We start from the raw sequence: 13,480 nt of genomic DNA, 5'->3' as shown, positions 1-13,480 counted from the left end.
GGTGGCCAACCAGACAGCAATTCGGATTCTGATCGTCGAGGATGAATACTTGGTCGCCCTTCACCTTGAAGATTTGCTGACGGAAATGGGGCATCGAGTGCTCTCTTCAGCCAGCCGTATCAACGAAGCGCTCCATCTTGCCCGGACCTGTGAGATCGATTTTGCCGTGCTTGACGTAAATCTGTCAGGCACTCAATCCTTCACCGTCGCACAGGTTCTGCGCGAACGTGGCATTCCGTTTGTGTTCGCGACAGGTTACGGAAGCGATGGTCTCATCGACGGATATCATCACGAAACGGCCTTGCGTAAACCCTATGAGGCAGGAGAACTTGCGGGCGCAATAGCGCGGGCGTTTCCATCTATCACCCTTTGACCTCAACCGCCTTCGGCGGCTTCGAGCCGCCCGCATTTGTTTCTTCTGCTCGCGTGCAATGCTCATGGTCTAGTCCGCCAGCGCTTTTCAGATCGCCTGAGGTTTGAAATCTCTCGGCCACAGGCATGACACCCTGGAGCAACGCGATCGACTTCTCGAGGCCCTCGAGGCTGTTGAGGAGAACGTCTTCATGCTCCACCGAAAGCCACCCGTCGTAACCGGCCGTCTTCAAACGATAGCAGAACTGCCTCCACCACTCTCTCTCAGGTCCCGCGTATTGGACCAACGCGACGACAGGTGGGATCGTTCTTGTTGCGCTCTACATCAGCAAGCTCAGCGGACCTGATAGGGCTAACTGATAAGCGACCGTACACAAAATGGCGGTCGAAAAGGCTGCCATAAGCACTGAAGGCGACGACTGCGGCAAGTTGATCGGATCATCCGGACCAGTCCAGCGAGGCGATGTTCTGGCGGAGCAAGCGCGTCGATGAACCCTTCAACTGTTGGCGTTGTCTTGCGCAGATTAAGCCGCGCAAGTCTGGCACTCGAAAGAAGTGCCTCGGGAAACGTAGTATGAAGGTCAGCCAGGAAATCATCTGGCGACTTGCTCGTCACGCCGTAAGGACGCAGGTCTCGTCTCGGGAAATCCTTGAGGTTCCAGGTGACGATGGTAGAAGCTTTTCCAACAATGGCAGCGGCGAGTACATGCCGATCGTCAAGGTCAGGCAGTTTAAGATCCTCGATCAACGGACGATAATTCACCACGTCCGCCTCCGGGAGGACGGCCTTCATACGGTCGCGCGTGAGCTCCAGGCGTTCCATGGGCAAACCCGGAGTGTCAGCGGCGAGATTGCGCATCCACTCGCCGTGGATATCGTCGGTCCAGCGCGCCTCGACAAGGCCATCAAAGGCGCACTGGATCAGGACATTCCGCAGATGAAATGGATAGAGGACGCAGGCATCATAGACCGCGACAGGCGCTTTAGAGGCCATGGGTCTGGATCAGATCCTCGGTATCTTCGGCAAGCGCGTCAACCGTCGCTTGACGGACGTCGAGCCTGGATTTCAGCCCGAGCACATCCTTTAGAAGAGCACGGCGATGTTTGCCCACGTAGCGGAATGGCAGATCGCCCCGATCCATGCGCAGGACGACGAGGGGACGAGAGATGCCGAGAATAGCCGCCGCCTCGGTCGGGCTCAGTTCTTGGTCTTCGGCCAGCACTGCAACACGTTCGCCGCGTAGCATGTGCGCCAAAAGCGCCTCAACTGCCGCGGCGGCTGAGGGCGGTATCGAGAGCGTCTGTTCCTTCCCGCCTTCATGACGAACATGAAGTTCCAGCCTGTCACCCGCGCCCAGTTTCGGCAGAGGCGAGGCTGCCTTGCGATCGCGATCCGACAGTCCGGCGAAGTGAACGATTTGGCTGGCCATGGCAATATCTCCTGATATCGCCAATATAGTGCCCACGGCCGATAACTGCAATAACTGAAAGTTTGCGAAATGCGATTGAGTGAATGGATTTGGCCGTCTGACCACCATCCTTCATCTTTCGGACGAGGGTGGTCTTGCCAGCCCGGCGAGGTCCTACGATTAGGGCGACTGGGATATCCGAAAGGGCTTCCTCCGCCCTCTGCTCTACAAACCTCGTTCTCGGCTGATTGGAAATCAACGGGCGCTAATTGGAACTTGCAACGTCGCTATCTGGAAGGAGGAACGCCTTTCCCTGGCCGGCAGTTCATCGCCGAGGCCATGAAATGCCTCGATACCGATGATGAGGAGGTGCCGGCAATGTCGGTAACCACGCCGAGCAGCTTGCGGCCAGTCACTGGTTCGTGTGCGTGATAAGGACCGTCAAGAGGAACGCGAAGATCGGCGTCGTCGAATTCAGAATTGCAGCAAGCGCGGCATCCACGGTGCGTTCCGGCCAGGCGATCAATGTAAATAGCCAGTCGCGTTTGGCTAAAGCAATCTCTTCGGCCGATACGAGGCCGGCAAGCGGCACGCCGACCCGTCCGGATGGCAAGTACGATCTGGTCGCTGGTCCAGTTCCCGAGACTGCTCCTTGTCGGCGGAGGGGCGCTTCCGTCCCCAAGCTGAATAGTCTGCGGCTGGAGTCGGCCGCAACTCTCGAGTTGGCAGACGGTCAGAGCGAAACGAATCCGCCGAAGAAACCGAAACCGTTCTTTGTCAGTCGAGCCCGATCCACAGGCATCCGTCCTGTATTCGGCAGGGGTATACCGTCAGCCTGGTGGGATTTTTCGAGATGTCACCTGTGTGTTCATAGCCCGGCGCAGTACCATCCTGCTGCAACTGCGCCCAGTTCCTGATTTCGCCCGAAAACAGGTCGAAACAGCTTTGATGCCAACGGCAGACGAGGCCGTGATCACTGGTGATCGTGCTCTCCGTGTGTGGGAGATTGAGCGTCTTCACCTCGGCAGGTTTTCGACGTTCGTAGAACGGCAGATGAAGATGCGGGCAGGCGTTGTTGAAGGCGCAGTAGCTGTCGGTTCCGCGAACGACGACGATATCGTAATCCTCGAAATCGAGAATCCGTCGTTCGTGGGGCTGAAGCTCGTCCTCGGGAAATGCGCGGACCCACCTCCTGCCGGCATGACGGATGGTTTCGCGGGGTTGCCTGGCGTTCAGTTCAGCGTCGCATTCGGGCTTGAGCCTGATGACTTCGAACAGGCTCGTACGTTCGCAGGAACCCCTTAGGCGTACCCTGACAAAATCGCCGACCTCCACCTTGTCGGCGATCTGGCCGTGAAGCGCCTCGGAAATCAGCAGTCGTGTCCCGGCATCCTTGTTCGCGGCTTCGATCCGGCTGGCCAGGTTCACGACGTTCCCGACTGCCGTGAGGCGTTGGTTTCCGCCGAAGCCCAATGTGCCGATGACGGCTTCGCCATAATGGAGACCGATACGAATATCGAAATCGATGCCGTACATGGAGGCAAAAAACGGCTTCAGGCGATCGACTGTGGCAATGGTCTGAATCGCCGCGTTGACGGCTCGAAGCGGAGCGTCCCGCTGATCGTCGATTCCGAAGATTGCCATCAGCCCGTCGCCGATGAAATTGTCGATGAACCCGCCATTCCGCTCTATGATGTCGCCAACCTGGGCGAAGTAGCGATTGAGCAGATACATCACATCATAGGGCGAAAGCTGCTCGGACAGTTTCGTGAAATCGGCGACATCGCTGAAGAAAACCGCAACCTGTTTCGACTCGCCGGAACGCGTCTCGGCAGAACTGAGAAGCTGGCTGGTTATTATCAAGTCGGTCTCATCCAGCACCAGGCGTCGGACGCGAAGCTCGCCCTCCGGCTTGAGCTGACAGGCCAGCCGGACCTCATCCGCCAGCCTCAGTCGTTCCGCCATCAAGCTCTCGTCTCGATTCCGGTTCGGGCAACCCTCCACGCCGTCCAGTACCCAGACGCGGCAGGTCGAGCATTTCGCCCGGCCGCCGCAGGCATGGGCAAACGGCACACCCGACCTCAAAGCAGCCTCGAGCAACGTCTCGCCGGCGGCAACCTCGAAGTTCATCTGGTCAGGTAGAGCGGTTACTTTGATCATGGTCCAGAACACGGCTCGCGCCACGTCAGTTTAGCACGATACGGCGCAGGCAATCGACTCTGAACTCGGTTCACGAGACGGAATTGCTCCCGGCCGTTCCCTTCAGCAACGAGCTAGCATTCATTACCCCGCAATGCTTTGTTCAGGGTTGCTGTTGCTGCTTCGTGGAGGCTGCGGGCAGCGTCCAGCATGTCCACAATTCCGCTTCGCCGCCGCCGCAACCCCGCCGGCGGCGCAGGCTGGGCAGGACCGCAAGGAAGCCGCAAATGCCGACCTTTTATTTCGGCGCAGCAGCTGCGGTTTCGCCCGGCAGCAAGATATACCTATCTCACCGATGGTCCCTCCCGCCGTGTCGTCTTGGGCAAGCGCGTAGTCGATCTGCGAGATGCCTCGCCCAAGCATTTGATCGCTCCTGGCAGTGCGGCTGGCACGGTCGTGCAAACGCTTCGCCATGTGGGAGCGATGCGTGCCGGCGACGCTGCACAGATCGCAGCGCGTCGTTTGTCGGCAAGTGACAAGAAGACGCTCGCTTCCTCTGCGGTCCAGACCCCCGCCTGGGAGGCCGACGGTCGTATCGATCGCCAACGCAGCGTCGGGTGAAATCGATGGATAGTGTAGCTCTTCTTCCGATTGATGATCGAGCTGCCCTCTTGGCGAAACAGGCACTGTTCGAGGGGTCGCCAACACGATCATCGAAAAAGACTTCTGGGTCTGCTGGACCTTGAAGCGCCTTTTCGGCCTGCAGGAAAAGGATACGGCCACGCTTGTTTTCAAGGGTGGTACATCCCTTTCCAAGGCATTCGGCGCCATCCGCCGCTTTTCCGAGGATATCGACCTTTCGTTTGATCGAGCAGAGCTCGGCTATACTGTGACCGCGATCCGGACAAGGAAGGCATCAGCAAATAACAAGCGAACAAACTCATTGAAGCCCTGGTGGGTGATGTCGAGCGGCATATTGCCGAGAAGCTGCTTCCCGCGCTTCGGTCCGCTATCGTCGGGCAACTGGGCGAGCCGACCAAACGCAAGTGGTCGCTGGAAATAGACGCCAACGACGTGCAGACGGTGAACTCTCACTATCCGACGGCGCTTCCAGCGGAATTTGAAACCCAACTTGCCCAGCAGGCGGGGCAGTTTCGCCTTCATTCGAAACGCCCCGATGCATTTCCGATCAATGCCCTTTTGGATCGCCCCGACTATTTTCGCTGCCGACGTCGGCGCACTGATGGCGAGCGGCGAAGCGGTTCGATGGGAGCGGGATTGCGATGAGCGCGTGGGCGGCGGACCTCGCTGACTGGATAGATCCTGAGGATACCCAGGTGGTGATCAGTCGTGATCGCCACGATACCCGCTTCATTTGCGGCTCGGACGATCGCCTCGTGCAAGTTCTCGGGTTCGGTTTTTCCGGTAAGGACCTCCAGACAGGTTCTCACCGCCGTGAAGAATTCCTCACCATCGTCGGTGGGCCATTCCTTCAGCAACAGTTGGGCAGCCTCGCGTGCGGTACGGATCACCTTGCGATCTTTGCCTTCCGCGAAAGCAAGAATTATCGTTGGGAAGCTTCTCAACATATCGAATTTCATTGCCCTGAACTCCGCCGGACAGCCAGTGTGAATCCCGTTCTATGGTTCGAACCGGGATTGACTACACATGCTCGTCAACCATCTTCCGCGTCGTTTCGACAAAAATGTCGCGTGTCCCCCCATTGGTGGGAAGGCGTGGGCGTCCTCATTGCCTGTTCCTTCCCATCTCCTCTGATAGCGTTGGCCAGTTTAGTTTCCACCTCACGGGCTGCCGTCTGAAGAACTCGCTTGAATTCTTCGGAGGTCACGCCATCGGCGCGCATCACCATGGCGATCAGTGGATCACGAAGAGCTTCGGATATGGTCAGCTCATCGTTCTTTCCGCCAGTGGCGCCGACATAGCCGATGACTGAGCACAGCGCGAACGACCGCAGCTCCGAATTTGTCGCAGCCGGATAGATGGCATCAGCGCTTTCAATATGATCCATATCAGCGCCTCTCGTAGCGGCGAAACAGGCGCGCGCATTCAAGGTGTTTGGAAAGACAACGGAACTCGGCCTGATTGCTTTTGAGGTCCAATATCCATTGGCGTCCCCGTGATGCGGAGTGCTTAGAAAGGCACTCTTCGGTGATCTGCGACACGGCAAGGCCAGCGATAAATACGTTGTCGGCAGCGGCCGGTGGGGCGAGAAAGCTGTCGTCGGTTGCGACCTGGGCGGCGCAATGGCGGACGGGACATGCGTCCTCATGCACTGCGACCGAGGGACCTGCCATGCAATGGACCCCGCAGCGGCCGACATGCAGGTGGGGCGGCAGGCCGGCTTGCGATGCGTGGCAGGCCGTCAGGAACTCTTGGGCCGGATGAGAATCGTCGCCGGCAAGAACGACGAACGGATTGTGGGCGTAATCTGCGATTAATCGGAGCGCTGCGGCCCCTTCCGCAAATTCCGGCAGCGCGAAGACATTGGCCGAGAAACACGCGGCCAGATAGGTCGCCAGCTTGTCCGTCTTCAAACAGCCGAGATCAGCTTCGCTCGCCCATGGGAGATGGTTCAAGTTGTTCTCGTCGATGCGATCGGCATCCACGAGAAGGAAATGGCGCGCGCCGAGGGCCGCAAGCTGGATGGCAATCTGCGAGCCCAGGCCGCCGCATTCGATGATGACGAAGTCGATTTCGCGAAACCCTGCGAAGCCGCGTTGCCGATGGCAAAGAGGCGTCAGGGAGGCGTCGTCGTGATCGATTGCGGCGGAGACATATTCGTCCTCAGCCGGCATATTGGAACCCTCCAACGCGCCGCCGAACGCAGGCCTAGTAACTGTGGGGCTCTGTTCCTCGACAGCATCGGTACTATTGCCGGTGAACAGAGCCCCCCTGCCGCCCCACCCAAGGCTGTGGGCGAAGAAGTTCGGGAAGTCGACTGGCGCACGGACTGCCGCTGACAATCGTCTAAACCGATAATTGATCATCACATCGCCTCCATTTCGCTGGGCGCGATTGTGCGGATCGTCGCGGCGTAGCGACCGTAATCCTTGCCCACCGCATGGTCGGCGGCCTTCGGGATCACGTGGAATTTTCCGTTGTACCAGAGGCTGATATTGTCGCCGCTGTCATCGATCTCTCGCCGGCCCATCCGAGGATCGATCGGCTCCTTGCCGCGCAGGAGCATCTGTCCGATATCCCAGGCTTGGCGATCGAGAACTCGCTGGCGCTCGGCAAGATGGGCCTGGCGGTGCGCGACAGGCTCTTCGGCAAGCAACTGGCCCACGAGGTCCAGGATCCGGCCACTCCAGGAAGGAATGGCGGCGATGTCTGGGAGGTCGAGGAGGACATCGCCGCCGAGACGTTCGATTCCTTTCCGAGCGATGTCGATGAGCGGGACTTGCCGCGCGGCATAGGCGATTATGAATGCCGTTTTCCGGGCGCGGCGCTCAGGATCCGCCTCGGTGGATAGGCATGCCATGCGCATGGCGCACTCCCAGGGAATGGTGTAGGCCGATTGCAGGATGCTCTCGAGCGTCTGTAGGTCGTTCTTGTATGGGGAAACATATTGGAACTCCCCAGGCAGGGATGCCGCCGCCGAGGTCGTATAAAACCCGAGCAGGATATTTCCCGCCTCGTGAAGCAGTTGGGCCGCTGTCGCGGCATGATCGCCGTCGCGCAATCTCTCTCTGGAAAGAGCGATGAGCGCGCTGCCCGGCAATTCGTTCGAACTCGAAAAGGAACACTGCCCTTCGCGCCGCACGCCAACGTGAAGCGTGTGCAGGCCGGCGATCAGACGCTGATAGCCGCACTCGTCCAATTCCGCGATTAATGCGAAGGCCTTCTCCAGATGGTCGGCGATGCGATCCAATTCCGCATCGTCCGTGATGGGGCGGTCGGGCCTGGAATAGTCCGGCATGCATTGGCGGAGGAGGGCTTGCATGATAGGGCTTCGCGCCGGGCTTTCGATGCGGACGAGGCCGATACCGCAAGACAGCCGGCACGCCGGCTGACGTTCGAGTTCAAGATCCGATGCGATCAGATCCGGCTGCAGATAACCGCTGACGACTTGCACATCGGGGCGGGCTGCCTGCCATTCCAGACTGCGCGCGAGCCCACCCATCCAGGCTGCAAGTGCGGATGAACGGTAGGGATCGGCACCGACCGGTCCGGCAATCGCTAGCGGAAGCTCCAGCAGACGAGTGTATCCGCCATCTGCAAGATCGGGGAAATAACCTGCCAGCGCCTCTATCCCGACCGAACAATCGGCGAGCTTCGAAGCCACCGCAAGCGTGCGGCCATACTGGAAGCGTCGCTTCAAAAGGTTGCGAGTTGCCACGCGCTGCAGGGAGAGGGTACTTGCCATCAGGGGATTGCGCTTGAGCAGGAGACGCGCCTCATCTGCCAATTCTTGTATACGGGACGCGGACATCGGCAGCCTCCGTGAGTTTGCCTTCGGGCGGATCAAGGTTGCATCTGGGGCGAAAATGCCCCCGTTCGGGACGGCTTCGTCCGGCATCGGAACGTTGCGCGTCGTCGGTTGAGAGGCACTATTGCCCAAGGGCGTCATTCGCCCGCCAGTTCCGCGTTAAAAATCCGTAAAAAATGACGTAAACAAAGAAAAAGCCTCCTCGATCGAGGAGATCCTTGATCGAGGAGGCTTAAATTTGGAAAGCGCATGCGCAGCGGTCAGATCGCCAGAGCCGCCTGTACCGCCGCCCGCGCATTCGGCAGGCCTGACCCGAAGAAATAGGCCGCGTCGAGAGCGTCCTCGCTTTCTGCATTCATGCAATCCGCCGTCAGTTTCCTCGTTCCGGGTGCGACAATGGTGTCCAGGCGGGACGCGGCTTTCAGAATGGACTTGACATGAGGACCCGAGAGGCGGTCACCGGGATTGTGGCGGCTCTTGTAGGCCCGCTGAATCAGGGCGCATAGCCCCCCCACCTGCGCCGACGCGCCGGAGGTGCCCCCGAAGGTGGTGTAGTATCCTCCACCGATGCCGGGATTGGTTCCGAACGGCACGATCGCCGACCATTGATCGGAGCCGTGATCATAGCCGAAAATCCCCGACAGGTCCGTCGTCAGCAGCGAGAAGTGCGAATAGTAGTATTCCCGCATTCGAAAAGCACTGTAGTCGTGCTGTGCGGCAAATGGAGAAAGCCGGTCGAGGCGCAACTGATGCCGGTTGAAGACCTCACCGTCGTCGGAGGGGGAGACAACCGTCAATCCTTCGCCGTAATTGCTGTAGCCCGAACGGAAACCTTCGACGGTAACGGCCCCGACGGCGATGATGCCGTTGTCGTCGGCGGCAAGACTTGCCGGATAGATCAGCTGGCTCTCGCCACTGTTTCCCGCGGCGCAGACGATCGGAATGTGCCGACTGATGGCGAGGATGAGCTGTTTGAGGATATGCCACGGGCGATCCGGATTGGAGCCTTTCTGCGCAGCCTTCGGCTCCAGTTCAGGTCCACCCTGGTCGGCGAAGGCAATGCGCGTGAAGAGATTGGCGGCATCCTGGTTTTTCCATAGTTCCAAGTCGGCCTTCAGCTCATTCTTCGGATCAACGACGCTGCGTTTTGGGTCCGGCAGACCACGGGGCAAGACGATCACGTCCGCCTTCTGATGATAGGCATAAAGAAAGGCAGCGATGAACTGCCTGACATCGTCTTCGAAGGACGTCCTGATAGAGATGATCTTTGAAAAAGGGTCAACGCCGAAATAGGGGATGACATTGCGATTACCGCTCGTACGCAACTCGTCACCATTGCCGTAGAAGGCTCCCTCCGGCGGAGCGCTTGCTGTGCCTTCTTCCGCAACAACGGCGGGTTCGCCGACGATCAGCCCTGCGCAGCACGTACCATGCGATGCAAAAAGCGATTCCGGATTGTAGAGCCGCCGGAGAACACCCTCCGACGTGGCGTATTCGGCAACCAGGTCACTGAGATAGTCCCGGTCGTCATTCGAAAGGCCGATATTGCCGAGCGGAGCGATGTTGAGCCCGGCAAAGAAGGCATGTCTTTCCTCGCGGTCAAACGACGTAGTCGTATCGAGTATTTCGAGCACGCGCGCGCCGTAACGATGGGTCGTCAAATCGATTGACGCTTCCCGGTCAAGCCGGGTTGCCAGATTGGGATGGTCCGAAGATACGCCGACATCGATGAGCGCGACCCGCGCGGGTCGCAACGGGCCGGCGGAAGCGATGGCATCCCAGACCGTGCCGGTGATGAGGGGATCGGGGAGCGCGCGTGCGGCGCTCGCATCGAGCGCGGGTGGAGCAGGCGGAGCCGATCCGTATTCCGCGTCGACCACACCAAGCGCAGTCAGGTGCCAGAGATAATAGTAGTTGATCGGCGCGGGCTCAGGCATTTGTAATTGATCCGTCATGTTCATGATCCCTGTTGTGCAGCTGGCGAATTCAGACCCATTCGTCGTGTACGGCCTGGAATAGAGGACCGAACGCGTCGTGGAGGTAGGGAGCGAAGCGTCGGGCGAGATCTCGCCCCGCCTGCGTGTCGCTGGGATAGTGGAGGCCAGCCCATTCACGGTTTTCGGCGACGTTCTGGGCGATGCGGGCTAGCTCGTCGGTGGCCGGATGTTCCGGCAGGATCGTCGAGAATGCGAAGGCGATCGAAAAGCACTGGAACGAGTGGTTGCTGGGATAGGACTCGTGGACGGGCACGGCCAGCAACGGCCGCAGCATGGGCTCGAACTGGTTTGGCCGCAGCCGGTTGAACTGACTCTTGTAGATCAGTCCCACATATTCGCAGGCTGCCAGGATCGCCTGGAAAAGTCCTTCGGTCTGCTCGAAACCGCCGAGATCCTCGATATGCAATGCGCGGGTGAATTCCGTCACGGAGATCGTCGACTCGATCTGGATGTCGGGCAGGCGCCGCGCACGTTCTCGATCGCGGCGTTGCATGGAGAGCAGCACCGTGGTTTCGAGACGGGTATAATCGGGGCCCGGTGGCGGCAGTATATCCAGCGTTTCCCAGGTGAAGCGCCGCGCCGCGGTATAGGCGTTGCGGGACGGCTGCTGGTGCAGCCTGCGCAGCTCGAAGGAAGGGATGAGCTGCGACACGCCAAGGCTGGCACCGTCCATCGTCGTCTTGTTCTTGTTTTTATTCTTATTTTTGTTCTTGTTTTTGTTCAGCGACGCCTTGTTGAGCACCGACTTATTCGCCACGCTCTTGTTAAGGACCGAGGCTACGGCCATCGTCGCCATCATAGGCCCAGCCAGGAGCGATGCATCTTCATCCGTGCCGACGAAAAGCGCAGGTTCGGAGTCTGCAGGGGCAACCGGCGATGCACCGGCGACAGGATCAGCCCCGGTATCGTCCCTGGGTTCGCATGGAAGAACCGTATCGGGCTCAATCCTGAATTTATAAGTGTTTAGAAATAAAACGATTTTTGATTGCGATTCCACAGTAGCGTCCGCTTCTTCCATTGCAGCCTCCTTGCGCGAAGTTCTGAAAAATTGTCCGGGTTCAGCGCAGCTTGGCGCCCGCCTTGAGCAGGCCGTCGATCAAGATCTGGCCGCCGCCTGTATTGAGCAGCGGATAGCCGCTGCCACTAAAGGCATTGATGGAGAAGCTGCCCTCGACCGCCTCAAGACGCTGCAGGTAATGGCGCGCGCCGCCTAGATCGCCGAAATGAGCATGGCTGGAGGCAAGATAGCGCAGCAAGCTGTTGAAGTTCGGCCGTGCCCGCAGGGCTTCTTCGCCTGCAGCTATGGCTGCGGCATGATCGCCTGCAAGCGCTGCTGCAATGCATTTGGTCGTGTCGAAGTAATACTTATGCGGGCTGTAGACGCCGAGCTCTTGTACCCAACGCGCCATGGCCACGGCCTTGTCGGGCTGGCCTGCATAGCAATGAAGCATCGCATAGAGATCCCAGCTGAGCGGCAGGGCCGGGTTCAGGCGGATCGATTTTTCAAACAAGTTGGCCGCATAGTCATATTCGCAGAACAGGAACGAATGGACGTGGCCGACGAGCGCGAGCGATACGGAATTCTGCGGATCGAGTTCCAGCGCTTTGCGCGCATAGGCCTGAGCTTCCTCGATCAGATGCGCGTCAAGCGCGTTGAAACGTTGGCCAACCTGGAAAGTCCGGATGAATGACAGCCAGGCAAAAGTCGATGACCGCGGCTGATACTGGATCTGTTCTTCCAGGCGCCGCTCGGCGTTATCTAGATCGCGGCGCGACAGCCGAAAGATCGCATTGACGGCGTCGATCAGGAGGCCGTCTTGCGACAATCGACTGTCGTTTGCCTGGGTCTCCTGGAAATAGGCCAGCTGATCGACGGCCTGGCTGATTAGCGCAGCGGCGATGCCGAACTCGCCCCGCTCGAACTGCGTGCGGTTGATTGCCTGACTGCCCAGCCAATGAATACGGTTGTTGATCAGGTGCTTCATCACCAGTTCGATCATCACCATGTCACCGTCAAACGTGAGGCGAAGCTGTAGGCATATCGGAAGGCTGATCTGCTGTTCGCTCTCTTCAATATCTGGCAAGGTGAAGGAGAGGTCGCTGACGCCAATGGCCAGCCCATCAGTGATGGCTTTTGCAATGAGATTCTGGAACCGTGTCGCAGCAATTTGTCCGCCCTCTCCAGCACCCACCACGATAGGGGGCTGAAGGACCATGATCCATTGCCAGTCACCGTCGGCCGGCCGCCGATATGGGTTGCTGCTTGCGATTTCCACGGATTTGCCTCGTCTTGGCATATCCGGGGCGCCTGTCAAAGGTAGCAAGGCGGAATGTTTGGCGATATCGCGGCTCGGCTGCTGTCGCGGCTCGAAGACATCGTGGACTTGTCCTTCATTGAGCCGGCTATACCAGTTCTGCCGTTCCAGCGTTAGCCAGTCCTCGAATTCTGGATCGCGGATGTCTATACCTTCGAGCAATTCGTCGGTGATTTGATCCGCGGACCGCTTTGTCCGAACCACCAGCTCGGTATCAAGCACGAGTCGGTCCATATCCAGCCAAACGGTATTCTTATCCGCAATCAAGAGATCACGTGCAGGCCCCAGAGTCTTATGAATGTCCAAAAGGGCCTGGCGCAGACTAGCTGCCGCCTGGTCGTCAGAGCGGTCGCTCCACAATTTGTCCCTAAGCCAGATTCTCGAGCGCGAGCCCCGGGCGGACAATGCAAGCATCGCCAAAAGAGCCTGGGCTTTCTTGGATTTCGGAGTGGCCGATCGCCCTTCAGCGTCCACAAGGGCAAAAGGCCCGAGCAGGAACATCCGAAACGGATCTTGCTCCTTGTTCATGCGATCCACCGGCCCCGCCCCCGTTGCCTCCGATGCGCTCGTTTGGCAGGCCGAAGACCTGGCATCTGGAGACCAGTCTGCCATACCTGCGGCGCCTGGCAAGCAACCGGGAAGGGAAATCGGGATTCCGAAAGGAAGATCGATGCTTTGGTGATAATTAAGCTGAAGCATAACCGGCTGAGATCCCTCTGCGTATCTTGGCAAACCGGTCGTAGCGCCCTGCCGTCAAAGCAGCGTCAAAGCAATGTTATTTATCCTTGAGCAACGCCT

The 13,480-nt window shown here is 58.9% G+C and carries 12 protein-coding genes and 4 pseudogenes; 3 read left to right on the top strand and 13 right to left on the bottom strand.

Features of this window, described 5'->3' with window-relative positions:
• The first annotated feature begins 1 nt into the window (after nt 1).
• Complete coding sequence (locus tag A3C3_RS0101775) at nt 2–373, top strand: response regulator (protein WP_022712904.1); 372 nt, start codon at nt 2–4, stop codon at nt 371–373.
• An 87-nt stretch (nt 374–460) separates the two neighbouring features.
• Here A3C3_RS0101775 and A3C3_RS48080 read toward each other — a convergent pair.
• The 5 genes and pseudogenes from A3C3_RS48080 to A3C3_RS42450 all read right to left on the bottom strand — a co-directional run.
• Nucleotides 461–644: pseudogene (locus tag A3C3_RS48080) on the bottom strand (sugar phosphate isomerase/epimerase); the annotation flags it as partial.
• A gap of 80 nt (nt 645–724) precedes the next feature.
• The gene (locus A3C3_RS37485) at nt 725–1,366 is read right to left on the bottom strand and encodes a PIN domain-containing protein (RefSeq protein ID WP_022712902.1); all 642 of its coding nucleotides are present in this window, start codon (nt 1,364–1,366) and stop codon (nt 725–727) included.
• Nucleotides 1,356–1,802, bottom strand: coding sequence for a helix-turn-helix domain-containing protein (locus tag A3C3_RS0101760; RefSeq protein ID WP_022712901.1), 447 nt, complete (start codon nt 1,800–1,802; stop codon nt 1,356–1,358). The genes A3C3_RS37485 and A3C3_RS0101760 overlap by 11 nt, the downstream gene beginning before the upstream one ends.
• A gap of 300 nt (nt 1,803–2,102) precedes the next feature.
• Nucleotides 2,103–2,313, bottom strand: a pseudogene (locus A3C3_RS43065) (EamA family transporter); the annotation flags it as partial.
• Between the two features lie 245 nt (nt 2,314–2,558).
• The gene (locus A3C3_RS42450) at nt 2,559–3,941 is read right to left on the bottom strand and encodes an adenylate/guanylate cyclase domain-containing protein (RefSeq protein ID WP_145611675.1); all 1,383 of its coding nucleotides are present in this window, start codon (nt 3,939–3,941) and stop codon (nt 2,559–2,561) included.
• Nucleotides 3,942–4,253: 312 nt separating this feature from the next.
• Here A3C3_RS42450 and A3C3_RS41075 point away from each other — a divergent pair.
• Nucleotides 4,254–4,554, top strand: a pseudogene (locus A3C3_RS41075) (DUF6088 family protein); the annotation flags it as partial.
• Between the two features lie 108 nt (nt 4,555–4,662).
• A pseudogene (locus A3C3_RS48395) lies at nt 4,663–4,752 on the top strand (hypothetical protein); the annotation flags it as partial.
• Nucleotides 4,753–4,802: 50 nt separating this feature from the next.
• Here the strand turns inward: A3C3_RS48395 and A3C3_RS48390 are convergent.
• From A3C3_RS48390 to A3C3_RS0101705, 8 genes are all read right to left on the bottom strand, one after another.
• A complete protein-coding gene (locus tag A3C3_RS48390; protein WP_022712898.1) occupies nt 4,803–5,084 on the bottom strand; it encodes a hypothetical protein in 282 nt (93 codons plus the stop codon).
• A 50-nt stretch (nt 5,085–5,134) separates the two neighbouring features.
• Entirely contained in the window at nt 5,135–5,521 is a 387-nt protein-coding gene (locus A3C3_RS37470) for a DUF982 domain-containing protein (RefSeq protein WP_022712897.1), read from the bottom strand.
• Between the two features lie 74 nt (nt 5,522–5,595).
• Nucleotides 5,596–5,895 (bottom strand): hypothetical protein, encoded by a 300-nt coding sequence (locus A3C3_RS37465; RefSeq protein ID WP_051154422.1) that lies wholly within the window; start codon nt 5,893–5,895, stop codon nt 5,596–5,598.
• 55 nt (nt 5,896–5,950) lie between these two features.
• Nucleotides 5,951–6,928, bottom strand: a complete 978-nt coding sequence (locus A3C3_RS0101725; protein WP_028739311.1) for a ThiF family adenylyltransferase — start codon at nt 6,926–6,928, stop codon at nt 5,951–5,953.
• Nucleotides 6,928–8,511: an aKG-HExxH-type peptide beta-hydroxylase gene (locus tag A3C3_RS0101720; RefSeq protein ID WP_022712896.1), complete on the bottom strand. Its 1,584-nt coding sequence runs from the start codon at nt 8,509–8,511 to the stop codon at nt 6,928–6,930. The genes A3C3_RS0101725 and A3C3_RS0101720 overlap by 1 nt, the downstream gene beginning before the upstream one ends.
• Before the next feature lie 119 nt (nt 8,512–8,630).
• Nucleotides 8,631–10,325 carry a S8 family serine peptidase gene (locus A3C3_RS0101715; protein ID WP_028739310.1) on the bottom strand — a complete coding sequence of 565 codons (1,695 nt, stop codon included), beginning with the start codon at nt 10,323–10,325 and terminating at the stop codon, nt 8,631–8,633.
• Between the two features lie 31 nt (nt 10,326–10,356).
• Complete coding sequence (locus A3C3_RS0101710; protein ID WP_022712894.1) at nt 10,357–11,385, bottom strand: phosphatase PAP2 family protein; 1,029 nt, start codon at nt 11,383–11,385, stop codon at nt 10,357–10,359.
• Nucleotides 11,386–11,425: 40 nt separating this feature from the next.
• Nucleotides 11,426–13,381: an SARP family transcriptional regulator gene (locus A3C3_RS0101705; RefSeq protein ID WP_022712893.1), complete on the bottom strand. Its 1,956-nt coding sequence runs from the start codon at nt 13,379–13,381 to the stop codon at nt 11,426–11,428.
• Between the last annotated feature and the right edge of the window lie 99 nt (nt 13,382–13,480).

The organism is Rhizobium mongolense USDA 1844 (genome assembly GCF_000419765.1).
Lineage (GTDB): Bacteria > Pseudomonadota > Alphaproteobacteria > Rhizobiales > Rhizobiaceae > Rhizobium > Rhizobium mongolense.
The sequence above is the reverse complement of the archived record's forward strand: the minus strand, read 5'-3'. Positions and strand labels throughout refer to the sequence as shown.

Excerpts from the sequence above, each read along its gene's own strand:
- A3C3_RS0101710 (WP_022712894.1), bottom strand. The coding sequence starts at position 11,385 with ATGGAAGAAGCGGACGCTACTGTGGAATCGCAATCAAAAATCGTTTTA.
- A3C3_RS0101705 (WP_022712893.1), bottom strand. The coding sequence starts at position 13,381 with ATGCTTCAGCTTAATTATCACCAAAGCATCGATCTTCCTTTCGGAATC.
- A3C3_RS0101720 (WP_022712896.1), bottom strand. The coding sequence starts at position 8,511 with ATGACGCCCTTGGGCAATAGTGCCTCTCAACCGACGACGCGCAACGTT.
- A3C3_RS0101760 (WP_022712901.1), bottom strand. The coding sequence starts at position 1,802 with ATGGCCAGCCAAATCGTTCACTTCGCCGGACTGTCGGATCGCGATCGC.
- A3C3_RS42450 (WP_145611675.1), bottom strand. The coding sequence starts at position 3,941 with ATGATCAAAGTAACCGCTCTACCTGACCAGATGAACTTCGAGGTTGCC.
- A3C3_RS0101725 (WP_028739311.1), bottom strand. The coding sequence starts at position 6,928 with ATGATCAATTATCGGTTTAGACGATTGTCAGCGGCAGTCCGTGCGCCA.
- A3C3_RS0101715 (WP_028739310.1), bottom strand. The coding sequence starts at position 10,325 with ATGACGGATCAATTACAAATGCCTGAGCCCGCGCCGATCAACTACTAT.
- A3C3_RS37470 (WP_022712897.1), bottom strand. The coding sequence starts at position 5,521 with ATGAAATTCGATATGTTGAGAAGCTTCCCAACGATAATTCTTGCTTTC.
- A3C3_RS37485 (WP_022712902.1), bottom strand. The coding sequence starts at position 1,366 with ATGGCCTCTAAAGCGCCTGTCGCGGTCTATGATGCCTGCGTCCTCTAT.
- A3C3_RS48390 (WP_022712898.1), bottom strand. The coding sequence starts at position 5,084 with ATGAAGGCGAAACTGCCCCGCCTGCTGGGCAAGTTGGGTTTCAAATTC.